We start from the raw sequence: 24,772 nt of genomic DNA, 5'->3' as shown, positions 1-24,772 counted from the left end.
TTGCACTCCGGCGCGCAGGATGCGCCTAATCCGCATCCCAGGTGTTGTTGCTCTTCAGCCGCACGGTTCTCTCGAAGATATTGTCCTCGTATTCGACGCAGACGGTGGAAGAGACCAGGTTCAGGTCAATGACCTCGCCCTGGAGGTAGTATCCGAAGGCGACATAGTACTGGGGATGCGGGATGAACGAATAACTCAGGTTGGGACCGGCGTCCGTGGCAAAGGCGGGCTGACCGGACATGCCAATGCCGATGGAGGCCTTTTTGTTGGGAATGGTGTTGTCGGTTATGATGCGTAGCATGCCGGGATCCGTGATTTCCTTGGCCTGCACGAAGCGGAAGGCCCCGCTGCTGTAATTGAAGGCGATGGTATTGGTGGCGTCCACCAGCGAGGGGTCGGCGGCCAGGGATTCGGAAGCAGAGAAAAGGACCCCCGGTCTGAGCGCACCGGTTTCAGCCCAGTTGAAGCAATAGTCGATGCTCCAGGAGAACTCCACCGTGGTATTGGGATGGCACATCTTGCTGAACCAGGCCAGCGAGTACAGGTTTCTGTTGATCCTCTGCTGCGGATCACGCTGATACACGCAGATGCTGCCTGTAAGAATGGATTTGTTTTCCACGATCAGGGAATAGGTGGTCATTGGTATTCTCCTTCAGGATAAGGGTTAAAAGCCTCGTGGTCATACGGCGCCTGCTACGACCTTGGATGCAGGATAAAAAGTCCGTCGGGAAAAATGCCGGAAACAGCGTGGAAAATTATCGGAAAAAATTCTTCCGGCCTGTAAAAACACCTCCTCAGTCAGATCCGCTGAACAGCAGAAGCTTTTTCCGGAAAACTCCAGCCCTGGTAGCGTCTCCCGACCGCTCATAGTGGGAGAGAAGGCTGGTCAGGATCTCCACATAGCGCAGTTCGTAGCGGGCTTCCCACGGAGCAAGCCAGTCATAGCCCTGGGTCTGCAGCAACGGTCCGGCATAGATATCCAGAAGGGTGTGGCAACTCGCTATGTTGTCCTTTTCTTGGTACAGCGCATCGAATCGGAACAGATCACAGCTGATGGACCGGCAATCCAGTTGAATCTCGCCGCCGGAAGAGCGGAGTCTGAGAGGGATGCCCCTGTATTCCAGGGCGCCGATGTGCGCGCAGACCTTGTACAGGCTGTCCAGAGCCTGTCTGTCGCCTACACGGGGCCAGAGCAGCCCTGCCAGATGCTGCTTCGGTATGGGTTCCCCTCCGTGACAGAGGAGATAGGCAAGAAGTTCCGCGGCCTTCTTGTTGCCGATGCGCAGATACGCATCCCCCAACCGGAAGGCGAGATTGCCGAAACAGCGGATCTCCAGTGCGGAGGACAAAGGGGGGAAGGGAGGGTGGCCCGAGAAAAGCCGCCCCTGGATGAAGGAAATGTTTCTTCCGGTCCGGATGCGACGGGTTTCAGGAGAAGCGCGCCCTCCCAAAGTTCGCAATCCAGCCAGCCGCCTTCAGCGAGCCCAAGACATTCAGACAATTTTGGGGGCAGGGTGAGTTGAAAATTTTTGCGGATACGGACAAGCATGACATTTTCCCCGGCCGCAAGGCCCATACTGCCAGACGCCCATCGACCACGGACCAAGGTCCTTCCCGGCCTTTCCCACAGGAGCTCCGCAAAGCCGGAAAAGAGGCAAGATCCTGCATTCCATTGATGTCCCCCGGCGTATTTCAGACCCCCTTGTCAAAAATCTATGCTTGTCTGTGAAAAACCGCACCGCAGCAGGAGTAGCAACGTCATCTTCGCGGGCGATATTTCGGTGCTCTGATATTGGCCATGCGCCTCCGCAGCGATGGCCAAACGCATTTCAATGCGCATAACAAACAACCGGGGACTGGAATACACTGTTTTCAATGCCTTGGAAGACGTCTGGACGTGAAACAAACCGCAGGCACGAAAAGAGAACTCTCCTAAAAATATCCCGCACTCTCTTGCGGCCATCACAGCGCGGCAGCAGCAGACGGCACCGGTTCTTGAAACCCGCCGGCGTTGCCAAGATGTGGCAGACGGCAGATCCAGCGCACCTCAAGGCGTACCGGCAAGAATGGAGAATCTGTCCGGAATTTCAGTATGGAATACTTTATTTTCTGAAGTTTTTAGTATAGATACATATATATTATTTTTCCATAAAAATTGAAAGATTCATTTTCGCCCCAAGCCATTACGCTCCGCGAGCCGACCGGGGCTTATCAAGCCGGTACAGCAACTATCCGGGACAGCGGCGAGGCAGACTGCTGTTTGGCGCGGCTTACCGCCCGCTTCCCGTCGAGGCCTTATGCGCAACGACATCCTCACGGCCATTCACGGCATTCTGGCCGGTTGCGCCACGGACGCGGTCAGCGTGGGCCGGGCGCTGACGGGCGCGGGCAAGGACTGGACATGGGCAAATACAGCGCCGGACCACTGGGTTGGCTGGAATACGGCTTCGTGCAGCGTCCGGACATCTCGGAAACAGGCGGCCAGGCCAGCCGCCTCAACGTGGACGGCGGCGTCTACGACTCCCTGCTGCTCTCTGGGCGGGCATCTGGGCCGCGCCTGGGAACTCCCCAACCACGCGGGCCTTGCCGTGGATCTGCTGGCCGCCTGGCGGCACGAGATCCTGGACGGCGTTTTCCGCAGCGGCGCGTCCTTCCGGGGCTATGGCAACGCCGGCTTTGAATCGTCCACCGACCTCGTGGGGCGGAATGCGTTGCTGACGCAGGGCAGTCTGCGCCTGACACGCGGCAACGACTTTTTCGCGCAGGTGGATCTGGTGGGGAATCCCGCACGGCGGCCTCATCCGTCAACGTGGGTCTGAGCTTCGGCTGGGAATTCTAAGGCATTGGAAGTGGGGGCGAAGTGCGCGCACTGGACGAGCGGGCGGGAAGCGGCTATACAAAATTTTTATAGCCTCAATTCCTACCGTGCCCCAAGGGCGCGCACGAGCGAGACACAGCCCATGAGCATCATTCATCAGCCGGGCGGCAACCGCGTCTTGAATCTGCACGAGCCTGAAAAGCCCCAGCTCTACCGTGAACTTTTTCCCTATACGAGCATTTGCCGCACGTCTTTCGACGAAGTGCTGCTGGCCCCGCGTCCGGCGGAGCAGATGCGCATCACCGACACCACCTTCCGCGACGGCCAGCAGGCCAGGCCGCCCTACACGGTCAAGCAGGTGGCCAAAATGTTCGACTTCCTGCACCGCCTGGGCGGCAAAACCGGGCTGATCACGGCGTCGGAATTCTTTCTCTACTCGGCCAAGGACCGCAAGTGCATCGATGTCTGCCGGGCGCGCGGCTACCGCTTCCCCAGGGTCACGGCCTGGATTCGCGCCACCAAGGAAGACCTCAAGCTGGTGCGGGACATGGAATTCGACGAGACCGGCATGCTCACCAGCGTGTCCGACTACCATATCTTTCTCAAGCTGGGCAAAACCCGCCAACAGGCCATGGACATGTACGTGGACCTGGCCAGCCAGGCCCTGGAATGGGGCATCATTCCGCGCTGCCATTTCGAGGACGTGACCAGGGCCGACATTTACGGTTTCTGCCTGCCCCTGGCCCAGCGGCTCATGGAACTTTCGCGCCAGAGCGGCATGCCGGTGAAGATCCGCCTCTGCGACACCATGGGCTACGGCGTGCCCTGGCCCGGCGCGGCCCTGCCCCGCTCGGTGCAGCGCATCGTGCGGGCCTTCACCGACGAGGCCGGGGTGCCCGGCCAGTGGCTGGAATGGCACGGCCACAACGACTTCCACAAGGTGCTGGTCAACGGCGTCACGGCTTGGTTGTACGGCTGCGGCGCGGTCAACGGCACCCTGTTCGGCTTCGGCGAACGCACGGGCAACACGCCCCTGGAAGCCCTGCTGGTGGAATATATCTCCCTCACCGGCGACGACGCTGCGGCGGACACCACGGTTCTGAGCGAAGTGGCCCAATTCTTCGAAAAAGAGCTGCACTACCGCATCCCGCACAATTATCCCTTTGTGGGGCGCGACTTCAACGCCACCAGTGCGGGCGTGCATGCCGACGGCCTGACCAAAAACGAGGAAATCTACAATATCTTCGACACCAAGCATCTTTTGGGGCGCCCGGTGCCGATCATCATCACCGACAAGACCGGCCGCGCGGGCGTGGCTTACTGGATCAACAACAACCTGAATCTGGCGGAAGACAAGCAGGTTTCCAAAAAGCATCCCGCCGTGGGCCAGATCTACGACGCCATCATGGCCGTGTACGAGGAAACCGGGCGCACCACCAGCTTCTCCCATGACGAAATGGAAGCACTGGTCCAGCGCTTCATGCCCGAACTCTTCGCCACCGAATTCGACCAGATGAAACAACTGGCCGGGGATCTGGCCGCGCATCTCATCGTGCGCCTGTCCCGCAGTCCCGGCCTGACCGACCTCAGCGAGCAGGCCTGCGCCCGGCTGGATGAATTCGTGCACGAGTATCCCTTCATCCAGTTCTGCTGCCTCACCGACGCCCGGGGCAAGATGCGTTGCTCGGCTGTCACGGACCCGGAATACAAGGAAGTCTACGAAGCCCTGCCCGTAGGCTATGACTTCTCGCAGCGCGAATGGTTTAAGATGCCCATGAAGACCGGCGACCTGCACATCATGGACGTCTATCAGTCACACTTCACCGGCAAGCTGGTCATTACGGTGTCCTGCGCGGTGACCGACGAGAAAGACCGCATCGTGGGCGTGGTCAGCGGCGACATCCAGCTGGAGCAGCTGCTCAAGCGCGCCCGTGCCCTGCAACAGGAAGTCGGCTCGCAGGACGAGGCCGACAGCGACAGCGAATAACACCACGCAAGGCCGCTTGCCCGTAGCGGCAAGGCGGCCTTTTTACGCGGAACACGCTAACTCGGGAAAGGAACATGCGCAAAAAAATCTACTGGATCGAAGGCGACGGCATCGGCCCGGAAATCTGGCGGGCCGCGCGCCCGGTCATTGACGCGGCCCTGGCCAAGGAATCGGATCTCCGCCTGGACTGGCAGGAACTGTTGGCCGGGGAAAAGGCCGTGGCCGAAACCGGCTCTCCCCTGCCCGAAGCCACCATGGACGCCCTGCGCGGCGCGGACATCGCCATGAAAGGCCCCCTGGGCACGCCCGTGGGCACGGGCATCCGCAGCCTGAACGTGGCCCTGCGCCAGGGTCTGGATCTTTATGCCTGCATCCGGCCCGTGCGCCATTTCGACGGCCTGGAAACCCCGGTCAAGCATCCCGAGCGGGTGGATATGGTCATCTTCCGCGAGAATACGGAAGACGTGTACGCGGGCGTGGAATTCGCCGCGAATACGCCCGAGGCCCGCAAGCTCATCGCCTTTTTGCGCGACGAGCTGGGCGTGAGCAAGGTGGGCGAGGCCGCCGCCGTGGGCATCAAGCCCATGACCGAGGCGGGCTCCAAGCGGCTGGTGCGCCGGGCCATGCGTTATGCCCTGGACAACGGCCGCGACAGTCTGACCCTGGTGCACAAGGGCAATATTATGAAGTTCACCGAGGGCGCGTTCCGCCAGTGGGGCTACGATGTGGCCGCGCAGGAATTCGGCGGCCAAACCTGCACGGAAAAAGAGCCCGTGCCCGGCCGTCTGGTGGTCAAGGATCGCATTGCCGACGCCATGTTCCAGGAAGCCCTGCTGCGGCCCGAGCAATACCAGGTGCTGGCCACGCCCAATCTCAACGGCGACTACATTTCCGACGCCCTGGCCGCCCAAGTGGGCGGGCTGGGCCTCGCGCCGGGCGTGAACATGTCCGACAGTCTGGCCTTTTTCGAGGCCACCCACGGCACCGCGCCCACCATCGCCGGGCAGGACAAAGCCAATCCCGGCAGCGTGATCCTCTGCGGCGCGCTGCTCATGGAGCATTTGGGACTGCCCAAGGCCGCGGAGCGCATCCGCTCCGCCGTGGGCAAGGCGATTGCCGCCAAGGCCGTCACTGTGGACCTGGCCGCCCAGGTCAGCGGCGCGCGCGTGGTCGGTTGCCGGGAGTTCGGCGAGATCATAGGAGAAAATTTGTAGGGATCGCCTTTCCGGGGGAGAGGAACTTTTACAAAAGTTCCCCTCCCCCGGTCCCCCACCCGTCAAAACTTTTATTCTTTAGCGTGATTATGGAGAGAGTCACCCGGAAACACCGGCTGACATAACCGCGCCGCTTCTTAATAAATGGGGTTCTCAAAGGGCCGCGCCCCTTGAGCCGTCGGAATCGCTGTTATCCTCTCCATGAAGGCCCTGCCATGATTTCGCTGGAAAACCTGCTGCTCTACGTGCCCCTGGCCGCCATTCTGGTCATCCTGCCGGGGCCGGACTTTGCCCTGATCGCCAAGATTTCCCTTCTGGACGGCAGGCGGCAGGGTCAGGCCGCGGCCTGCGGCGTGGCCCTGGGCATCGTGATCCACACCAGCGCGGCCATGCTGGGCATTTCCGCCATCATCGCGCAATCCGTGTTTCTGTTCAGCATCCTGAAATACGTTGGCGCGGCCTATCTGCTCTGGCTGGGCATCCACGCCCTGCGCCAGGGCCGGGCCGCCAGCCGGGCCGTGGTCCGCACCGCGCCCCTGCCCGGCCGGGAGCCGGAAAGCATGACGGACACAACGGCGCGGCCCGCGCCCCGCGTCCTGTGGCGCGCCTTCAAGCAGGGTTTTTTGACTAATCTGCTCAATCCCAAGGCCGTATTGATTTTTCTGACCTTCCTGCCGCAGTTCATGAACCCGCACATGCCCCTTGTCCCCCAGTTTCTGGAACTGGGCGGCATCATGTCGCTGCTCTGTCTGCTCTGGTACGTGTCCCTGGCCTATATTCTGGGCCAGGTGCGCAGGGCCTTTGAAAATCCCCGTTTCCAGCAATGGCTGCACCGCTGCACCGGCGTCGTGTTCATCGCCTTCGGCCTCAAACTGGCCGCGTCGCATGCCGACTGACCGGGCGGCTTCAACGTCAACACTACTGAAGAAGGTTTCCCATGATCCAGCTTTTTGACCAGACCACCGTTATTGACGGCGCGCAGGTCCTTGCCGCCGACGAGGCGCGCGCACGGGGCGTGGACCCGGACGCCGCCCGCGCCCATACCCTGACCCAGCGCATTCTGGCGGCCCACAATGCCGCCCCGGCCGGAGACGCGGGCCTGCGCCTGCGCTTTGACGCCCTGGCCTCCCACGACATCACCTACGTGGGCATCATCCAGACCGCCAGGGCCAGCGGCCTGACGGAATTCCCCGTGCCCTACGCCCTGACCAACTGCCATAACAGCCTCTGCGCCGTGGGCGGCACCATCAACGAGGACGACCATCTCTTCGGCCTTTCCGCCGCGAAGAAATACGGCGGCATTTTCGTGCCCCCGCATCTGGCGGTCATCCATCAGTACGTGCGCGAAATGATGACCAAGTGCGGCGGCATGATTCTGGGTTCGGACAGCCACACCCGCTATGGGGCCCTGGGCGTCATGGGCGTGGGCGAGGGCGGCCCGGAACTGGTCAAGCAGCTCCTAGGCAAGACCTACGACGTGCCCGCGCCCAAGGTCGTGGCCGTATGGCTGGAAGGAACGCCCGCGCCCGGCGTGGGACCGCAGGACGTGGCCCTGGCGATCATCGGCGCGGTGTTCAAGAACGGTTTTGTGAAAAACAAGGTCATGGAATTCATGGGCCCCGGCATTGACGGCCTTTCGGTGGAGTACCGCTGCGGCATCGACGTGATGACCACGGAAACCACCTGCCTGTCCTCCATCTGGCGCACGGACGGCAAAGTGCGTCAGTACCTGGCCCTGCACAAGCGGGAACAGGATTTCGCCGAACTGGCCCTTCAGGGACCGGCCTGCTACGACGGGCTGATCCGGGTGGATCTGGGCAAGATCGAACCCATGATCGCCCTGCCTTTCCACCCCAGCAACGTCTGGCCCGTGGCCGAAGTGGTTCGCCGCGCGGACGAAATCCTGGCCGCCGTGGACGAAGAGGCCGTGAAACAGTTCGGCGAAGCGGGCAAGGGCCTGAACCTGCGCGGCAAGATCCGCGAGGGCGGCGTATGGGTGGACCAGGGCATCATCGCGGGTTGCGCGGGCGGCTCCTTTGAAAACATCAGCCTGGCCGCCGCCATTCTGGACGACAAGAGCACGGGCAACCAGGCCTTCAGCCTCTCTGTCTACCCGGCCAGCGAGCCGCAGGCCCTGGCCCTGGTGCGCAACGGCTCCACGACCAAACTGATGGCCGCCGGTGCCGTGCTCAAAAACGCCTTTTGCGGCCCCTGTTTCGGCGCGGGCGACACCCCGGCCAACGGAGCTTTGTCCATCCGCCATTCCACGCGCAACTTCCCCAACCGCGAGGGCTCCAAGCCCTCGAACGGCCAGCTCTCCGCCGTGGCGCTCATGGACGCCCGCTCCATCGCCGCCACCGCGGCCAACGGCGGCCGCCTGACCCCGGCCACGGATCTGGACTGGAAGGACCCCGGCCTGAACGTGGACCTCAGCTACCATTTCGAGCCCATCATCTATCAGCGCCGCGTCTACAACGGCTTCGGCGCGCCCAAACCGGAAACCCCGCTGATCTTTGGCCCGAACATCGCGGACTGGCCGGAAATGAGCCCCTTGCCCCAGCATCTGATTCTCCAGGTGGTCAGCGTGATCACCGATCCGGTGACCACCACGGACGAGCTGATTCCCTCGGGCGAGACCTCCTCCCTGCGCTCCAATCCGCTCAAGCTGGCGGAGTATACCCTGTCGCGCAAGGATCCCGGCTACGTGGAGCGGGCCAAGGCCTTCCAGGCCCTGGAAAAAGCCCGCCTGGAAAACCCGGCGGACCCGGCGCTGCTGGCCCGCGTGCGCGAAATCTGCACGCCTTGCGGCGTGGGGGATTTCGTTGACGAACTCACGTCGCTGGCAAACATCGGCCTGGGCAGCACCATTTTCGCGGTCAAGCCGGGCGACGGCTCGGCACGCGAGCAGGCGGCCTCCTGCCAGAAAGTGCTGGGCGGCTGGGCCAACCTGGCCGTGGAATACGCCACCAAGCGCTACCGCTCCAACCTGATCAACTGGGGCATGCTGCCCTTTGTGGTTGACGCTGACCTGGCCAAGGATCTGCGTGTGGGCGACTACCTGGTGATTCCGCGCATCCGCGAGGCCGTGGAAAAGGCCCATCCCAATATCCTGGCCTGCCTGGTGCATGAAAGCGAGGCGGACGGCGAGCATAAAATCTGGGCCGAACAGATCGCCCTGACTCTCAAGGAACTTACGGACGACGAACGCCGGATCATCCTGGACGGCTGCCTGATCAACTTTTACAACAGCAAGCGGCCGCTGTAGAACGCGACCTCCGCAATACAGAACCATCGGCGCGCGGATCATATCCGCGCGCCGTTTTTTATCGGCCAGATCGGTTGGTTACCGCGCAAGTCCGGATGCAGAAAAATCGCTTATGCCCTACCCCAACCACAGTCTTATGCTCAACGGGCACAGCGTTTACAGGTTTCTGGACCTCAGCCGGTTCCAGCTCGGCCCTGGCTCTGATGCGCTCAATGGTATTCGCCAGATGAGCGGGCAACACTATATTAGAGCATTTTGATATTGAAAATATCTCAACGCTCTGTACGGGTTTTCCGTGAAAATCCGCACCGCGAAATTATCGCAAGGCGAATTTACTTCGCCGTTAAGCGATAATTTCAAGCGCAACTTGCTCTAATTGATGCACGCGGGCATGCAGGCTTTGCAATTCACCCGTCGTGACACGTCCGCCATGCCGTGGGAACGTCCGCTGCCGACCTGCGAGCTGTGACACCAGAGTGACAATGGGAGGAGTTGAAGGAGACATAAGGCACCTCTTGCATTTTCTTATTGGCTTTGTCGAAGCAACAACAGCCGGGAGCTAAGAACCGTGCAAGCGCGGCGGGCATATTTCCGGTTGACCGGTCTTGTATTAGCCCACTCCCGGCTGTACTGTACAAGCCAAGAGACACGCTTTTCCAGTAACGAAAAAGCGTTGATCGCCGACATAAAAGTCGGCCTTTGCTTGCAGGAGTTCTTAAGCTCCGTGTATCACAAATAGCGGACGGGGTCGGAGCATGCCAATGAAGATACCAGTTTTCGTCAGGGCAGGCGCGTATAACAACGTATTGGCCCTGCCGGTCAGCCACCGCCCTCGACTCCACGCGCGGCTTCCGGCATACTCGGTACAAATCCCCAAGCGGAGAAAATCATGCTCAGCGTGTTCGACCTTTTCAAAATCGGCATCGGCCCGTCCAGTTCCCACACAGTAGGTCCCATGCTGGCGGGCAAGGCCTTTGCCGACGAGCTGCGCGGCAAAGGCCTGCTGGACACGACGGCCCGCGTCCAGCTTGACCTTTACGGTTCCCTGGCGCTCACCGGCGACGGGCACGGCACCATGGGCGCGGTGCTCAGCGGCCTGGAGGGGGAACAGCCGCACAGCGTGGAACCGGTTCATCTGGCCGACCGGGTCAGCGCGCTGAAAAACGACGCGGACCTGCTGCTGGCTGGAAAACGGGCCGTGCCCTTTGTCTATGCGCGGGACATGCTGGTGCACAAGGGGCTCTTTCTGCCCCGCCATTCCAACGCCCTGACGCTTACGGCCTTTGCCGACGACGGCGCGTCCCTGCTGTCCAAAACCTATTATTCCGTCGGCGGCGGCTTCATCCGCACCGAAGAGGATTTCGACGCCCCGCAAGAGGAATATCCCACACCGCCCTATCCTTACGCCACGGCCGGTGAACTGTTCGCCATCTGCGAGCGGGAGGGCAAGAGCATTGCCGACATCGTGCTGGCCAACGAAATTTTCTGGCGCTCCGAGGCGGAAGTGGCCGCGCGCATGGCGACCATCATCAGCACCATGCGCGAATCCGTGGAGCGGGGCTGCTGCACGGACGGCGTGCTGCCCGGCGGCTACAAGGTGCGGCGCCGGGCTCCCAATCTGCTGCGCAAAGTCAGCGCGCTCCAGGCCACGGGCCGTCGCGACCTGAGCCTCTGGCCCATGCTCTACGCCTTTGCCGTGGCCGAGGAAAACGCCTCGGGCGGACGCATCGTCACCGCGCCCACCAACGGCGCGGCGGGCATCATACCGGCGGTGCTGATGTACTATACCAACTTCTACCCCCACGCCACGGAACAGGGCGAACGGGACTTTCTGCTCACGGCCGGGGCCATCGGCCTGTTCTACAAGTTGAACGCCTCCATTTCCGGCGCGGAAGTGGGCTGCCAGGGCGAGGTGGGCGTGGCCTGCTCCATGGCCGCCGGGGCCTATTGCGCGGTCACCGGCGGCAGCGTGAAGCAGGTGGAAGCGGCCGCCGAAATCGGCATGGAGCACAATCTGGGCCTGACCTGCGACCCGGTGGGCGGCCTGGTGCAGATTCCCTGTATCGAACGCAACGGCGTGGCCGCCGAACGCGCCGTGAACTGCGCCCAGCTCTCCCGCCTGGAAGACGGCCGCCAGCGCGTGGTTTCTCTGGATAAGATCATTGAGGTCATGTACCGTACGGGGATAGACCTCCAGGCCCGCTACAAGGAAACCTCCCTGGGCGGACTGGCCCAGGCCATCGGCGAGGCCTACCGGAGCTGACCCGGACCGCGAAGCCCACGGCCGACAAGCGCGCCGAAATTCTTCATACTGCCCTTATTACCTTAACAAAAGTTCGGTTATGGCGTAGGGTACCATGAAAATCTTTCCGGGGTCCGCGCAGATATGCAGAACATGCTGAAATTTGGTCTTAAGACCCTCTTCCTGCTGGTGATTCTGCTTGGCGCGGGCGCGATCTATTCCATCAACCAATCCCAGACCTACGGCCGACTTATCAACTATGTGGGCATCGTACGGGGCGCGACCCAGCGCCTTGTGAAACTGGAGCTGGCGCAAGAGCCGCGCGACGATCTGATAGCCTATCTTGACGGCATCCAGAATGAACTGCGTAGCGGCGAAGGGCCATACGGCCTGATCAGGCCCGACGATCCGGAATACAACAAAAATTTATCCCAGCTTCACCAGCAATGGAGAAGGCTGAAAAAAGCTATCCTGGCCGCCAGGCAGGACAAGGCCGCATCCGGCGCCCTGCTGCGAGCCAGCGAAGACTATTTTGATCTGGCGAACAAGACGGTCTTTGCCGCGGAGGCTTTCGCCCACAAAGAAACCTCCATGCTCTTGCGCCTGATCGTGCTCATGGCGGCTTTTCTGCTGCTGACCTGGCTGTTCATTCTCTGGGCCTACAGCAGAAAAATGCTTCTGCTGGAGAATCTGAACAAAAATCTGAATGACATGGCGGACCGGGACCCCCTGACGGGCGCGTACAACCTGGAACGCTTCAAGCGCGAGGCCAGGGAACTGATCGGCACCGGCGAAGCCACGCACTATGCCGTGGCCTATGCGGATTTCGCCGACTTCAAATATATCAACGATGTTTTCGGCTACGAATACGGCAGCGCGGTCCTCAGGGAATACGCTCACATTATCGGCAAGGAACTCAAGGGAAATGAGATCTTCGGCCGCGTCTCGGCGGATAACTTCGTAATCCTGCGCCGCTACGAGGATAAAGAAGAGGTTCTTGCGCGCCAGCAGACCGTTGACGCCGCCATCACGGATTTCATGCACAAATCCCGGTACAAGCAGACCCTGCCGGTATGCTGCGGCATCTGCTGCCTGGAGGACGCCCCCGGCGACCTGGTCATAGACAACATTCTGGACCGGGCCAATTTCGCGCGCAAGACGGTCAAAAACGGCGCCTATGCCAAATATGCCTTTTATGACGAAAGCATCCGCGACAACCTGCTGGAAGAAAAAGGCCTTGTCAGCCAGATGCAGGAAGCCCTGAACAACGGGGAGTTCATTGTCTATTATCAGCCCAAGGTGGCTCTGCGCACCGGTGACATCGCCTGCGCCGAAGCCTTGGTGCGCTGGAAAAAATCCGACGGCCAAATCATTCCGCCCGACAAATTCATTCCTATTTTTGAAAAAAACCATCTCATTGCCGAGCTGGACCAGTATGTCTTTGAAAGCGTCTGCCGCTCCCTGCGCCGCAGGTTGGACGAGGAGCGGCCCGTCCTGCCGGTCTCGGTGAATATTTCCCGGCTCCAGTTTTACGAGGAGGACTTTGTGGCCGCTTATGCGGCCGTCAAAAACCGTTATCGCATCCCGAACGGCCTGCTGGACCTTGAATTCACAGAATCCATCGCCTGCGACAACTTCGAGTTGATGACCGAAATCGTGAAAAAGCTGAAACAGGAAGGCTTTTCCTGCTCCATCGACGATTTCGGAAAAGGCTATTCCTCGCTCAGCCTGCTGAAAAGCCTGCCCATCGACACACTCAAGATCGACAGATTGTTCTTCATTGACGGCGAGAATAAGGAAAGAGACGCCATCCTGGTTGAGAGCATCATCGGGCTGGTCCGCAAGCTCCATATCCAGACCGTGGCCGAAGGCGTGGAATCGCCGGATCAGGTCGCCTTTCTGAAAAGCGTCCACTGTGATCTGGTGCAGGGCTACGTTTTTTTCAGGCCCATGCCTGAGCAGGAGTATGAAGCGGCCATTGAGAGAGAGAGAGAGAGAGAGAGAGAGAGAGAGAGAGAGAGAGAGAGAGGACCGCGCCGTTGTCGAAGCCTAACCCGCGCAACAGCCGCCCGTAAAACCAACGATTCCCCGCCCTCCAAAATGCCCCGGCGGCACGTCTGCCGCGCCGCGCTTTCCCCCGGCCGCGCGCATGACGCCGACCGGCAACGCTGAAGGAAAAGCCATGAACGAGATCCGCATTGTGGCCGAACTTGAGGTCATGCCCGAGCACCGGGAAGCCATGCTGCCCGCATTCCGGGCCATGGTGGAAGCCAGCCGGGCCGAATCCGGCAATCTGGCCTACGACCTGACAGAGGATCTGGAAAATCCCTGCCGTTTTTTTATCCTTGAATCCTGGGCTTCAGCCGAGGCCATTGCCGAACACAACGCCAGCGCGCACTTCAAGGCCTTCGGGGAACTCCAGAAGGACAAGCTGCGCCGTAAGGCCGTGGTCAAACTGAAACAGGTCTTCTGAGCGTCGGAAACAGAGAGGGCTCCGTTAAGGAGCCCTCTCTGTTTGGAAAAGATACACGCCGCCCGTCCGCCCTAAAGGGTATCGCCATGAGATGGATTTCCGTGTTATATCAAGGAGAAAGAGCGCTTTTAGCGCTGTGTCTTTGCGGCAGCCGTTGGCCGCGGGCCTTGCTTTAGGAATGGCTGGCGCCGGAATAAAAGGCGAATTTCAACGCACAGATAACCGAAAAGACACTTATGGCGACACCCTCTAAGGTTCTATGGCCTCCACCCCATCCATGTACGGCACAAGCGCTTTCGGCAGACGCACGCTGCCGTCTCTCTGCTGGCCGTTTTCCAGAATGGCGGCGATGGCGCGGCCCGTGGGCAGGCCCGAGCCGTTGAGTGTGTGAACAAAGGCCGCCTTGCCGCCCTTGGGCTTGAAGCGGATGTCCGCGCGCCGGGCCTGGAAGTCCCCGCAGTTGGAACAGGAGGAAATCTCGCGATAGGTGTTCTGCGCGGGCAGCCAGACTTCCACGTCATAGGTCTTGGCCGAACCGAAGCCCATGTCGCCGGTGCAGAGCGTGATCACCCGATAGGGCAGCTCCAACAATTCCAGCAGATGCCGGGCATGGCCGCACATCAGCTCCAACTGGTTGAAGCTGTCGTCCGGATGGGCGAAACGGACCATCTCCACCTTGGTGAACTGGTGCATGCGGATGATCCCGCGCGTGTCCTTGCCCGCGCTGCCCGCCTCGGAGCGGAAGCAGGGCGTGGCCGCGCAATAGGCGCGCGGCAGGTCGGCTTCATCCAGAACTTCCCCGGCATGCAGATTGGTCAGCGGCACCTCGGCGGTGGGAATCAAGTAATAGTCCCACTCGCGCAGCTTGAAGAGATCTTCCTCGAACTTGGGCAGCTGGCCCGTGCCGGTCATGGTGGCGCGGTTGACCATATAGGGCGGGCAGACTTCGATATAATCCTCATGCCGGGTGTGCCGGTCCAGAAAAAAGTTGACCAGGGCCCGGTCCAGGCGCGCGGCCCAGCTCAGGGAAACCACAAAGCGGCTGCCCGTGAGGCGCGCGGCGCGCTCGAAATCCAGGCCGCCCAGGGCCACGCCCAGATCGCCGTGCTCCCGCACCGGAAAGTCGAATCGGCGCGGCGTGCCCCAGCGGGTCACTTCCACATTTTCCGTCTCGTCCCGGCCCACGGGCACGGAAGCGTCCGGAATGTTGGGCACGCGCATGAGCCAGGCTTCCACATCGGCCTTGGCCTGGGCGGTCTGGCCGTCCAGCTCCTTGATGCGGTCCGACAGGCCGCCCAGCTCGGCCAGCAGGGAACCGGCGTCCTTGCCCTCGCGCTTGAGGGCCGCCACCTGGCCGGAGGCGGTGTTGCGCTGACTCTTCAGGGCCTCCACTTCCGCGAGCAGGGCCCGGCGGCGGGCGTCCAGGCCCAAAAATTCATTGACGTCCAGTTCCGAATGCCGGTCGGCCAAGGCTTTGGCCAGCACTTCCGGCTGCTTTTGCACCAGTTTGAGATCAATCATAATCGCTCCCGCAGGGCAGACATATTCGAGAATTCCCCACGCATGTCAGCCTGTTAGCATGAATTTCCGAGAGAGGCACCAGCGCCGCGTCTTCAGGCCGCGTCCCGGCCGGGAGTCCGGCGGAACACGCGCGGCGCGCGAGAAATCAGACAGCAGCCCTGTAGCATGGGGAGCATTGCCTTGCAAGACGGCTGTTTTCCGGATATATCTAAAAAATATTATAAAAATTTCGAAACATTTTTCGAACTCCGCGAGGCCGTCATGAAACATACCCGCCGTGTCTTTCCCGCCGCCCTGCTGTCGGCGCTGCTGGCAGTCCTGCTGCTCTCGGCCTGCGGACCGAGCAACAACGTGCGCCTGCTTCCCCCGCCGCCGCTGGACGCCTCCGTGCTGCCCGCCCCCAACGCCCCGCGCGTCAGCGTGGTGACCTTTGCCGACAAACGCACGGACCAGTCCGCTCTGGGCGTGCGCCGCGACAACAGCGCCTTTGTGACCAGCGACGACGTGGCCCAGTGGATCAGCCGCGCCCTGGCCGACGAGCTGGCCCGCAACGGCATGCAGGTTACCTTTGCTCTCAACGTGGGTCAGGCCCGCAGCGGCAATCCCGACTATCTGGTCACCGGCCAGGTGGACGAGGCATGGCTGCGCGAAACCTCGGCCACGGATCTCGCCACCAGTCTGCGGGTCAATTACGTGCTGGCCAACCGCCAGGGCCGCCTGCTGCGCGAGTCTCTCTCTTCCAGCCAGAGCCGCACCGGCCTGCCCTCGGGCGCGGCGGCGGAAAACCTGATGCTGGAAACGCTGCGGGATCTCGTGAAGCCCATGGCCCAGAAGATTGTCCAGACCATCCAGGCCAAAAAATAACCGGCCATGACGGTCCCGCGTTTCGGGCTTGCGGGCCTTGCGTTGCTGCTGTTTCTGGCGTGGGCCGGGCCCGCGCGGGCTGAATCCGGGCGTGTTCCCACCACTCCGGAGGATGCCGGGGATATGCCTTCCGCGTCGGCACAAGCACCCGCGCTGGAGTTGAGGCCGATTACCGAGGTGGAAATGCGCGCCGTCACCCCGCCGGTGACGCGCGAAGCGGCTTGGGCGCACGCCCGGGCCTCGGCTTGGCTTGCGGCCCTGCACCGGGCCGTAATCGCCTTTCCCCAGCGGCGGGAAATCCGCATGGGCGCGGTAGCTCCGGCGGAGCGCCTGGCTCTGGCCGCGCAATTATACCGGGGCGCCGCGCCGCCCCTTGCCGACGCTCCCAATGCCGCAAAGGCCCCTGACACCGCTGAAGATTCCCCCCTGCACGTGGCGCTCAGCCTGACGCCCCGGTCCCAGGCCGGAACAGAACTGATCCTGGCCCTGCGCAATCCCGAACTGCTGGCCCTGCGCCACACGCTCATCAGCGAAACCAGGGACACGCTGGAAATCATGGACCGTCACTGGCCCGGCGGTACGGCGGCGTTGCAGCCCGCAACCCCCGGCGTGAAAACGCCGGAAGTGGAACGGGATTTCTGGCAGGCCCGCGACTGGCAACGCATGAGCGCGCGCCTGAACGGCCTCTGGCTGGCCCAGGCCGCCCTGGACCTCACGCCCGAAGGCTGGCTGACCGGGGCCGAAGCCCTGAGCACGCTGGAACGGGCGACCAGAGAGGCCCCGCGCAGCCCCACGGTGCGGCTGCTGCTGGCCGAGGCCCAATTGCAGCGCAACCTGCCCCAGCAAAGCATTGAATCCTGTACCGAGGCCCTGCGCCTGGCACCCGGCTCGAACCTGATCAGCGGGCGGGCGCGCTATATCCGCGCACTGGCCCACTGGCGCCTGCAACAGCTGGCCCTGGCCGAGGACGATCTGAACGCGGCTCTGCATACCCGCACCCCCTCCGCGCCCCAAGGCGCGGAGCAAGCCCGGCGCTTGCGGGCGCGCGGCGCGGTGCGCATGCTGCGCCGCAACTATCCGGGCATGTGCGCTGACTTTTCGGCGGCCTGCGCCCTGGGTGACTGCGAGGGCCTGGCCGTGGCCCGCGCGCAGAAGTATTGCCGGACCCGTGCAGCGGCCGCGCCGGAATCCGGTCCTGCCAGCCTGCCGCCGTCCTTTCTTGCCGCGCCCGCCGGACAGATTCCGGAAAACACGAAAAAACAGGCGCCCGAGCCCGCGCAGGGGAGCCCGATGAACTCGGATATGCCGGACCGGCCGGAAGGAGAACCCGCCTCGTGATGCGCGAGCCCCTGCTCAAGGTCTACGGCCATGTCTATCCCATTTCGGACGCATTTTACACCGACCTGGACGCGGCCTGCGCCGACGCCCTGGCCGACGACGCGGACGAGCCCGTGCTGTGCCGCGAAGGGGATATGGCCCGCGTCTCCTTTGAGGGCGTCTATTTTCCCGTGGACGAGGTGCTGGCGGCCCTGGCCCGGCATTTGCGGCCGGAACACCAGGGCAAGTTGGACGTGCTGGATCTGGAAAACTGGCGGCTCACCCGCCACCTGTTCGACCAAGGGCGGATCCGCAGCAGTTCCGCGCCGCTGAACAACGTGCTGGACTATTCCGGGCACTGATTCATTTAGAGCATTTCAACTTTGAAAATGTTGAAATGCCCTGGCGGCCGCATGAGCGGACGCCAGAGCCTGAATCCACGGCGGGGCCACTTCAAAGCGGATCTGCTCTAAAATGCCCTACTGGCGGCGCTTGAAAAATTTTTCCAGGGCGGCGGCATCCCAGCGCAGCACGCAGGGGCGGCCGTGCGGGCAGTATTCGCGCTCCGGCACAGCCAGCCACTGGCGCAGCAGACCGGCGGCCTCATCGTCCGTCAGACGCTGCCCGGCCTTGATGGCCCCCTTGCAGGACATGGAAATGAACATGCCCGCCAGATCGTCCTTGCGCCCGGACAGGGCCTCGCGCAGGAAATCGCGGGCCTCGGCGCGCGAGAGCACGGGCGGCATGGCCCGCACCAGCAGCGTCCCGTCCGCGCATTCCAGGGCGAAACCCAGACTTTCCAGACGCTCGCGCAACTGCTGAAAGCGTTCCAGCTCCGCCGGATGCAGACCCAGCTCCAAGGGCAGGGCCAGGCATTGGCCCGTGCCCGCGAAACCGCCCCGGCGCAGCCGCGTGTAAAGCACCCGCTCATGGGCCGCGTGCTGGTCCAGCAAAAGCAGCGCGCCTTCGGCGTCGCGCAAAATCAGATAGGTGTCGGCCACTTGTCCCAGATAGGACAGCGGGCCCACCCGCAACGGTTCGCGCTCCCGCGGCTCCGGCGCGGCAGCAAATGAGGCATCGGACGCGACAGCCGGTTCCGGAACAAGGCCGGACCAGGCCGCGTCCGGCATGGAGGCGGACGCACCCGCGCACTCCGGCGGAAAAGAGTGCTCAGCGGGCGGCCCGTAGGGCGCGGCGTCTTCCTCCACGGGCGCGAAGATGCGCGGGGCCGCACTCCGGCCAGGGGGCACGCTCACCCGCCAGTCTTCCTCCGGAGCATCCGGGACGGAAGACGTTTCCGGGCGGGCCAGCAGCGGCGGATCATCCAGACGGCCCCAGAATCCCTGCGGCCGGGGCGCGGCCGCTTCAGAAGCCGATGCCGTTCCGGCCGGATTCTCCCGCGCGGGAAACAGTCCGCCGGGCTGCCCACTGGACGGTCCTTCCGTAAAAAGGTCCGGGGCAGCCGCGTCCGGGGCTTCGCCCTCCAGAGCCGCCGTGAACGACGTGACCAGGGCGCCTTGCACCGCGTGCAGGCAGGCGGAAAAGACCGCCGATTCATCCCGGAAGCGCACTTCGGACTTGGCCGGATGCACGTTGACGTCCACCTCGCACGGGTCCATATCCACAAAAAGCGCCACCTGCGGATAGTCGCGGCTGGTCAGACGGCCTTTGTAAGCCTCGCGCACGGCTGCCAGCAGACGTTTGTCCAACACCGAACGGTTGTTGACAAAGAGCAGGATGCGGTCCCCGCGCGGCTGGCTCACCGTGGGCAGGGCCGCCAGGCCGTGCACGCGGATGCCGTGGCGCTCCCCCTCAAAGGGACGCAGAGCCTCCACGATCAGGCGGGGCCAGAGCAGGGCCAGGCGGTCGCGCAAGGTCTGGCCGGGCAGAAAGTGCAGAGCCTCGCGATCGCCGGAATGCAGACTGAAGCCCACTTCCGCCCGGGCCAGGGCCAGCCGCGCCAGCCAGTCCTGGGCGCGTTTGAACTCCGTGGCCGGGGTCTTTAAAAATTTAAGGCGGGCGGGTATATTGGAAAAAAGATCGCGCACCTCCACGATGGTGCCCTTGTGCAGCGCCGCCGGGCTTGACGCCAGAAGGCGGCCGTGCTCCACTTCCACGCAATGGGCCGCGCTTTGGTTGTCCGGCCCCTGCCAGGCGGACACAATGCGGAAACGCGAGACCGAAGCGATGCTCGGCAGGGCCTCGCCCCGAAAGCCGTAGGAGCGGATGCGCTCCAGGTCATCCATGCTGGCGATCTTGCTGGTGGCATGACGCGTGACGGAAAGCTCCAGCTCATCGGCGGGAATGCCGCAGCCGTCGTCCTGCACGCGGATCAGGGCCTGCCCGCCGTTATCCAGGCGCACGTCGATACGCGCGGCCCCGGCGTCCAGACTGTTTTCCACCAGTTCTTTGAGCACGCTGGCCGGGCGTTCCACCACTTCACCGGCCGCGATCTGATTGCGCAACTCAGGCGGTAATAAACGGATATGACGCATTTTTTCAGGCATGGAACCAGTGTAGTCGGCTCACTCCCGCAAGGCAAGCGCCCGCGCCCTTGCCTTGCGGCGCGTCGTGCTTATTTTGAGAGAGGCAGGCAAAAACTGCGCCAAGCCATGCGCCCCCCGGCGCGCGCCGCCTGCCGGGAGAAAAATATGCACAATACGACCACAGCCATCACAACTTCCGCGCCCGGACCATTGGCCCTCAAGGGCTACGACCCCGAACTCCTCTATGTGGAATGCGGCCGCTGCGGCTCGCCCGTCATGTGGGAACAGGGCCGGGCCAGCCGCATTCTGGAACAGGCGGGCATCGACCCTCTGGAACTGGATGCCTCCTGTCTGCTGGTCACGGACGGCTGCCCCATGTGCGGCAGCAAGGGCCAGTACACGGTCCAGATTTTCCGGGTCAGCGCCGGATCGGAAACGCGCCGTCCCCCGTATTACGGCACGGCCTAGAGTGGTTTCACTTTGAAATTGCCCTAATCTGTTCCAGACACGCCCGTTGCCGCCACCGCAAAAGGCCGCCGAAATTCCGGCGGCCTTTTGCGGTGCAGACGCATTGCCTTTTGCGGAGGAGCTCTGACGGGCTAAGCGTATTTTTTACTGATCTCTTCCCCTGCCTTTTCCACGTCGGCGCGCATTTTCGCGCGTGCCGCCTCGATTTTTCCATGCAGCGCGGGATCAGCCACGGCCAGGATCTGGGCGGCCAGCCAGGCCGCGTTGCGCGCCCCGGCCTTGTCCAGGGCCACCGTAGCCACCGGGAAGCCGGGAGGCATCTGCACGGTGGAGAAAAGCGCGTCCATGCCGGCCAGGCTGCCGCCGGACACCGGGATGCCGATCACCGGCCTGCTGGTGCGCGCGGCCACGGCCCCGGCCAGGTGCGCGGCCATGCCCGCGGCGCAGATAAAGACCCGCGCGCCTTTGGCTTCCTCGTCGCGTACCAGGGCTTCGGTGCGCTCCGGCGTCCGGTGGGCCGAACTCACGGTAAACACATAGTCAATGCCCAGGCTTTTCAGCACGTCCACGCAGGGGCTGACTTTTTCCTCGTCGGACTTGGACCCCATCAAAATAACAACATGCGCCATGATACCATCCTGTTTGCTTCAGACATTGCGCCACCGGGGAAAGCGGCCTGAATCTCAGCGGTCTTTTTCGCTTTCCAGGCGGCGGATTCCCTTGTCGCCGATGTCCGTGCGGTAAAAGCCCTCCGGCATCTGGATCTTTTCCAGGGCCGCATAGGCGGCCTTCTGGGCCGCGGGCAGATCGTGGCCCAGAGCCGTGACGCAGAGCACGCGCCCGCCGCTGGAAATCAGCACCTGATCCTTGACGGCCGTGCCGCTGTGGAAAACCTTGACGCCCGGCAGGGCCTCAGCCTCCTCAATGCCCTTGATGACCAAGCCCTTGGGGTAGGCGCGCGGGTAGCCTTTGGCGGTGAGCACCACGCCCAGAGCGGTCTGCGAGCTGTAACCGAGGCTGGCCGGGTCCAGTCCGCCGTTGACGCAGTCCAGCATGACCTGGGCCAGATCGCCCTCCAGTCGCGCCAGCAGGGGCTGGCACTCGGGATCGCCGAAGCGGACGTTATACTCCAGCACCTTGGGCCCGTCGGCGGTGAGCATCAGGCCCGCGTAGAGCACGCCCACAAAGGGATGGCCGTCCTTGGCCAGCTCCCTGAGAATGGGCCGGATGGTCAGATCGGCCATTTCCTCCAGCCGGTCGTCGGGCAGTACCGGCGCGGGACTGTACGCCCCCATGCCGCCGGTATTGGGGCCCTGGTCATTGTTCCAGGCGGCTTTGTGGTCCTGGGCGGAGGGCAGGGGCACGGCCCGCTCGCCGTCGCAGAAACAGAGGAAGGAGGCTTCCTCGCCCACCAGGCATTCCTCCAGCACCACGCGGTCGCCCGACGCTCCGAAGGCCCTGGCTTCCATGATGTCGCTCACAGCCTGCAGGGCTTCCTGCGAATCGCGGGCCACCACCACGCCCTTGCCGGCGGCCAGGCCGTCGGCCTTGATCACCAGGGGCGCGCCCACTTTGACCACATGGTTTTTGGCGATTTCCGGATCGCTGAACACCGCGCAGCGGGCCGTGGGCACCTGTGCCCGGTCCATGATCTCCTTGGCAAAGGCCTTGCTGCCCTCGAGCCTCGCGCAATAGGCGTCCGGACCGAAACAGGCGATGCCCGCCTCGCGCATGCGGTCCACAATGCCCAGGGTCAGCGGCAGTTCGGGGCCGGGCACCACCAGATCGATCTTTTCCCGGCGGGCCAGATCCACCAGTGCGTCCAGATCGTCGGCGGCCACCGGCACATTGATCGCGCCCGCGCCGCTGGTGCCTCCGTTGCCGGGAGCCACAAAAATTTCACTGACCCTCGGGCTCTGGCGAAATTTCCAGACCAGGGCATGCTCGCGCCCGCCGGAACCGATCACAAGGATGCGCACCTTGGCCTCCTTTGGCTGATAATGGAGAGAATAAAGGGATAAAAAACGGCCCCCCGCCCGGCGGGCAGGGGGCCGGATTGCCGCACGTTAGTTGGGGTTCACTTCAAAGTCGCTGAGATCCGCAGGCACGTTGGGGTCGGTCTGGGACACGTCCAGCGGGTAGGCGGTGATCATGCTCTGACGGCTGCCGATGCCCAGATCCGGCGAGGTGTTCAGGCCCACCACCAGATCCAGGATGCCGTCGTTGTTCACGTCGGCCAGGTCGATTTCAGCCACGGAACCCCGGATGCGCCGGGTCTTCCACTTCAGGCCCAGGCCCACGCCGTCCCAGTACAGGGCGTGGATTTCGCCCTGGGGGAAGAAGCGATAGCGGTCAAAGAGCTGGGAAGCCGTGGAAATGGGCTTGTTCAGCAGCAGCACGTATTCGCCGGTACGGCCCAGGTCCGCCGCGATCATGCGCATGGGCGCGTAGTATTTGCTGGGCAGCTGGTAGTTGCGGTCGATGCCCAGGCCGGGCATGCCCTTGTAGTGGTCCATGCCCGTGGCGGAGCCGGAAAAGCGCTCCATAGTGGTGTGGATCAGGGTGTTGCCGTTGCCCTGGAAGACCTTGATGCGCTCGTCGTCCGTGAGCATGACCAGCTGGTCGCCCTTGCCGTCCTTGCCGCCGGGCAGCCAGGCCACGTTGAACACCGTGGCGCCGGCGGGCAGATCCAGGCGCGCGCCCAGGGAGAACTTGTTGCCGCTCTTGACCATCACGTGCACGCCGGGAGAGAAGAGCTTGAGCGAATCCCAGCCCTGGCCCACCAGGGTGGGCATGAAATGGGGCGGGGTCTTGATCACGCTGGCGAAGTAGGGGATGCGGTCGGCATACTGGGTCAGCTTGTTGCCCTTGAAGGAATAGAAATAGGAGTAGGGGCGGTTGCTGTCTTCCTCAAAGGTGGCGATGACCAGTTCCTTGGCCCCGTCGCGGTTAAGGTCGATGGCCCGCATGGAAAAATTGAGATTGGACTGGGAAATGACGGTTTCGCCCAGTTGCTTGAGCCGACCGTCGGGCTCCCAGATGTAGATGGTCAGCTTGTGGTCGCCGAGCACCGCGATTTCGTTTTTGCCGTCGCCGTTGAAATCGCCCACGGCCATATCCACCATATTGTCCTTCATGCGCTGGCTGCGCAGGCGCGAGCCGTCGTTGGCCCCGGACCCCTGGTAACGGAACTGCGGGTTCAGATAAACCCGCTGCTGGCCCGTCTCATTGACCACGATGTCCGAATTCATCTGATTGACCGGCTCGCCCTTGCCGGACGGAGCCACATAGCCGGGCCGACCCGCCACGGACACGCCGAAGGCCTCGCTGCCCATGGCGGAGCTCAGTTGCTGTACTGTGGCGGTGAGGCCGCTCAACGGCCCCTGCGCTGTTTTGCTCCAGGTCTTGCCCACCTTGTCCACGCTGTGGACGTCAATGGTGCACTCATTGCCCATGACGCTCACCGAGCCCCAGACCGCGTAATCCGCGCCCGCGGCGCTCAGGGCCTTGCGGGCCTCGGCGGCGGAAGCGGCCTTGGTCTGCGCGCTGCGCCCTTCCAGCACGCCGGGGCGGTTGAGCCGCGCCTGCATTGTGGCCGGCACGGCCTTGGACAGGTAGGCATAGCTCTGCGGCGCATTGACCGTAAAGGGCAGCAGCACAAAGCTCTTCGGCGCGGCCTGGGCGGCCTGGGCCAGGCCCAGCGCGAGCGTCAGCAGGCAGGCCGTCAAGGACAATCGCATGGCAAATTTCATCCCGTACTCCTTGGAGTCTTTTTCGGAGGCGCGGCAAAGCTCCAGCCCCGCCATATCGTCGCAGTATACGCAGACTTGGCCCGCCGCGCAATATGAAAGCGGCGGCCTCCCAAGGCAATCGAAAGAATGCTTCCTCTCTGGATATGCATTTGATTCCATACGTGCGCCTTCTTCCTTAGACCCGCGAACGCAGCCGACACAGTCGGCAAGTGAGCGGGGGACTGGTTTGCGGGAATTTTGCAAAATTGGCGATTTTTTCGTGCGGGCAAGGCAGCGATGCTTTTTTGAGCGGAACATGCTTGCGTATGTGAGCATCAAAAAAGCATCGGTAACGCCGCCCGCGCGGAAAAGACGGATTCTGTAGC

Annotated in this window: 19 protein-coding genes; 12 read left to right on the top strand and 7 right to left on the bottom strand. The window is 62.8% G+C overall.

The window, feature by feature from the left end; translation table 11 throughout:
* Positions 1–25: 25 nt before the first annotated feature.
* Both HMPREF0326_RS03930 and HMPREF0326_RS03925 read right to left on the bottom strand, forming a co-directional pair.
* Positions 26–640 carry a hypothetical protein gene (locus HMPREF0326_RS03930; protein WP_008683069.1) on the bottom strand — a complete coding sequence of 205 codons (615 nt, stop codon included), beginning with the start codon at positions 638–640 and terminating at the stop codon, positions 26–28.
* A 154-nt stretch (positions 641–794) separates the two neighbouring features.
* A complete protein-coding gene (locus HMPREF0326_RS03925) occupies positions 795–1,460 on the bottom strand; it encodes an AfsR/SARP family transcriptional regulator (RefSeq protein ID WP_020990229.1) in 666 nt (221 codons plus the stop codon).
* An 837-nt stretch (positions 1,461–2,297) separates the two neighbouring features.
* Between HMPREF0326_RS03925 and HMPREF0326_RS03920 the strand changes: the two genes are divergently transcribed.
* The 8 genes from HMPREF0326_RS03920 (at position 2,298) to HMPREF0326_RS03885 (ending at position 13,999) form a co-directional block, all read left to right on the top strand.
* A complete protein-coding gene (locus HMPREF0326_RS03920) occupies positions 2,298–2,819 on the top strand; it encodes a hypothetical protein (RefSeq protein ID WP_008683065.1) in 522 nt (173 codons plus the stop codon).
* Positions 2,820–2,960: 141 nt separating this feature from the next.
* Positions 2,961–4,805, top strand: a complete 1,845-nt coding sequence (locus HMPREF0326_RS03915; protein ID WP_008683064.1) for a triose-phosphate isomerase — start codon at positions 2,961–2,963, stop codon at positions 4,803–4,805.
* 74 nt (positions 4,806–4,879) lie between these two features.
* Positions 4,880–6,019, top strand: coding sequence for an NADP-dependent isocitrate dehydrogenase (icd, locus tag HMPREF0326_RS03910; protein WP_008683063.1), 1,140 nt, complete (start codon positions 4,880–4,882; stop codon positions 6,017–6,019).
* Between the two features lie 215 nt (positions 6,020–6,234).
* The gene (locus HMPREF0326_RS03905; RefSeq protein WP_009303405.1) at positions 6,235–6,915 is read left to right on the top strand and encodes a LysE family translocator; all 681 of its coding nucleotides are present in this window, start codon (positions 6,235–6,237) and stop codon (positions 6,913–6,915) included.
* A gap of 41 nt (positions 6,916–6,956) precedes the next feature.
* Positions 6,957–9,284 (top strand): hydratase, encoded by a 2,328-nt coding sequence (locus HMPREF0326_RS03900; RefSeq protein ID WP_008683057.1) that lies wholly within the window; start codon positions 6,957–6,959, stop codon positions 9,282–9,284.
* 889 nt (positions 9,285–10,173) lie between these two features.
* Positions 10,174–11,547: an L-serine ammonia-lyase gene (locus HMPREF0326_RS03895; RefSeq protein ID WP_008683052.1), complete on the top strand. Its 1,374-nt coding sequence runs from the start codon at positions 10,174–10,176 to the stop codon at positions 11,545–11,547.
* 132 nt (positions 11,548–11,679) lie between these two features.
* The gene (locus HMPREF0326_RS03890; RefSeq protein ID WP_198012613.1) at positions 11,680–13,698 is read left to right on the top strand and encodes an EAL domain-containing protein; all 2,019 of its coding nucleotides are present in this window, start codon (positions 11,680–11,682) and stop codon (positions 13,696–13,698) included.
* A 10-nt stretch (positions 13,699–13,708) separates the two neighbouring features.
* Complete coding sequence (locus tag HMPREF0326_RS03885) at positions 13,709–13,999, top strand: putative quinol monooxygenase (RefSeq protein ID WP_008683043.1); 291 nt, start codon at positions 13,709–13,711, stop codon at positions 13,997–13,999.
* A gap of 249 nt (positions 14,000–14,248) precedes the next feature.
* On the opposite strand, the gene serS is transcribed toward HMPREF0326_RS03885, so the two are convergent.
* Positions 14,249–15,520, bottom strand: a complete 1,272-nt coding sequence (gene serS, locus HMPREF0326_RS03880; protein WP_008683042.1) for a serine--tRNA ligase — start codon at positions 15,518–15,520, stop codon at positions 14,249–14,251.
* 261 nt (positions 15,521–15,781) lie between these two features.
* Here serS and HMPREF0326_RS03875 point away from each other — a divergent pair, with 261 nt between their 5' ends.
* Genes HMPREF0326_RS03875 through HMPREF0326_RS03865 form a run of 3 tightly spaced genes read left to right on the top strand, consistent with a single transcriptional unit; the run spans position 15,782 to position 18,063 of the window.
* Positions 15,782–16,384: a hypothetical protein gene (locus tag HMPREF0326_RS03875; protein WP_008683041.1), complete on the top strand. Its 603-nt coding sequence runs from the start codon at positions 15,782–15,784 to the stop codon at positions 16,382–16,384.
* 6 nt (positions 16,385–16,390) lie between these two features.
* Positions 16,391–17,722 (top strand): translation initiation factor IF-2, encoded by a 1,332-nt coding sequence (locus tag HMPREF0326_RS03870; protein WP_232224907.1) that lies wholly within the window; start codon positions 16,391–16,393, stop codon positions 17,720–17,722.
* Positions 17,722–18,063: a hypothetical protein gene (locus HMPREF0326_RS03865; RefSeq protein WP_035072774.1), complete on the top strand. Its 342-nt coding sequence runs from the start codon at positions 17,722–17,724 to the stop codon at positions 18,061–18,063. The genes HMPREF0326_RS03870 and HMPREF0326_RS03865 overlap by 1 nt, the downstream gene beginning before the upstream one ends.
* Positions 18,064–18,180: 117 nt before the next feature.
* On the opposite strand, the gene mutL is transcribed toward HMPREF0326_RS03865, so the two are convergent.
* The gene (gene mutL, locus HMPREF0326_RS03860) at positions 18,181–20,208 is read right to left on the bottom strand and encodes a DNA mismatch repair endonuclease MutL (protein WP_008683038.1); all 2,028 of its coding nucleotides are present in this window, start codon (positions 20,206–20,208) and stop codon (positions 18,181–18,183) included.
* A gap of 144 nt (positions 20,209–20,352) precedes the next feature.
* Here mutL and HMPREF0326_RS03855 point away from each other — a divergent pair, with 144 nt between their 5' ends.
* Entirely contained in the window at positions 20,353–20,655 is a 303-nt protein-coding gene (locus tag HMPREF0326_RS03855; protein ID WP_008683037.1) for a hypothetical protein, read from the top strand.
* A gap of 131 nt (positions 20,656–20,786) precedes the next feature.
* Here the strand turns inward: HMPREF0326_RS03855 and purE are convergent, their stop codons facing one another.
* The 3 genes from purE to HMPREF0326_RS03840 all read right to left on the bottom strand — a co-directional run bounded on the left by purE (position 20,787) and on the right by HMPREF0326_RS03840 (position 24,407).
* Positions 20,787–21,284 (bottom strand): 5-(carboxyamino)imidazole ribonucleotide mutase, encoded by a 498-nt coding sequence (purE, locus tag HMPREF0326_RS03850; protein WP_008683036.1) that lies wholly within the window; start codon positions 21,282–21,284, stop codon positions 20,787–20,789.
* Between the two features lie 54 nt (positions 21,285–21,338).
* Positions 21,339–22,634: a phosphoribosylamine--glycine ligase gene (purD, locus tag HMPREF0326_RS03845; RefSeq protein ID WP_008683035.1), complete on the bottom strand. Its 1,296-nt coding sequence runs from the start codon at positions 22,632–22,634 to the stop codon at positions 21,339–21,341.
* A gap of 87 nt (positions 22,635–22,721) precedes the next feature.
* Positions 22,722–24,407, bottom strand: coding sequence for an FG-GAP repeat domain-containing protein (locus tag HMPREF0326_RS03840; protein WP_008683034.1), 1,686 nt, complete (start codon positions 24,405–24,407; stop codon positions 22,722–22,724).
* Positions 24,408–24,772 lie beyond the last annotated feature (365 nt).

The sequence above is a fragment of the Desulfovibrio sp. 3_1_syn3 genome (assembly GCF_000145315.2).
Lineage (GTDB): Bacteria > Desulfobacterota > Desulfovibrionia > Desulfovibrionales > Desulfovibrionaceae > Desulfovibrio > Desulfovibrio fairfieldensis.
This window is presented reverse-complemented; position numbering and strand designations above follow the sequence as displayed.

Coding starts and splice junctions, on each gene's coding strand:
- HMPREF0326_RS03930 (WP_008683069.1), bottom strand. CDS start 640: ATGACCACCTATTCCCTGATCGTGGAAAACAAATCCATTCTTACAGGC.
- HMPREF0326_RS03920 (WP_008683065.1), top strand. CDS start 2,298: ATGCGCAACGACATCCTCACGGCCATTCACGGCATTCTGGCCGGTTGC.
- HMPREF0326_RS03915 (WP_008683064.1), top strand. CDS start 2,961: ATGAGCATCATTCATCAGCCGGGCGGCAACCGCGTCTTGAATCTGCAC.
- icd (WP_008683063.1), top strand. CDS start 4,880: ATGCGCAAAAAAATCTACTGGATCGAAGGCGACGGCATCGGCCCGGAA.
- HMPREF0326_RS03905 (WP_009303405.1), top strand. CDS start 6,235: ATGATTTCGCTGGAAAACCTGCTGCTCTACGTGCCCCTGGCCGCCATT.
- HMPREF0326_RS03900 (WP_008683057.1), top strand. CDS start 6,957: ATGATCCAGCTTTTTGACCAGACCACCGTTATTGACGGCGCGCAGGTC.
- HMPREF0326_RS03895 (WP_008683052.1), top strand. CDS start 10,174: ATGCTCAGCGTGTTCGACCTTTTCAAAATCGGCATCGGCCCGTCCAGT.
- HMPREF0326_RS03890 (WP_198012613.1), top strand. CDS start 11,680: ATGCTGAAATTTGGTCTTAAGACCCTCTTCCTGCTGGTGATTCTGCTT.
- HMPREF0326_RS03885 (WP_008683043.1), top strand. CDS start 13,709: ATGAACGAGATCCGCATTGTGGCCGAACTTGAGGTCATGCCCGAGCAC.
- serS (WP_008683042.1), bottom strand. CDS start 15,520: ATGATTGATCTCAAACTGGTGCAAAAGCAGCCGGAAGTGCTGGCCAAA.
- HMPREF0326_RS03875 (WP_008683041.1), top strand. CDS start 15,782: ATGAAACATACCCGCCGTGTCTTTCCCGCCGCCCTGCTGTCGGCGCTG.
- HMPREF0326_RS03870 (WP_232224907.1), top strand. CDS start 16,391: ATGACGGTCCCGCGTTTCGGGCTTGCGGGCCTTGCGTTGCTGCTGTTT.
- HMPREF0326_RS03865 (WP_035072774.1), top strand. CDS start 17,722: ATGCGCGAGCCCCTGCTCAAGGTCTACGGCCATGTCTATCCCATTTCG.
- mutL (WP_008683038.1), bottom strand. CDS start 20,208: ATGCCTGAAAAAATGCGTCATATCCGTTTATTACCGCCTGAGTTGCGC.
- HMPREF0326_RS03855 (WP_008683037.1), top strand. CDS start 20,353: ATGCACAATACGACCACAGCCATCACAACTTCCGCGCCCGGACCATTG.
- purE (WP_008683036.1), bottom strand. CDS start 21,284: ATGGCGCATGTTGTTATTTTGATGGGGTCCAAGTCCGACGAGGAAAAA.
- HMPREF0326_RS03840 (WP_008683034.1), bottom strand. CDS start 24,407: ATGAAATTTGCCATGCGATTGTCCTTGACGGCCTGCCTGCTGACGCTC.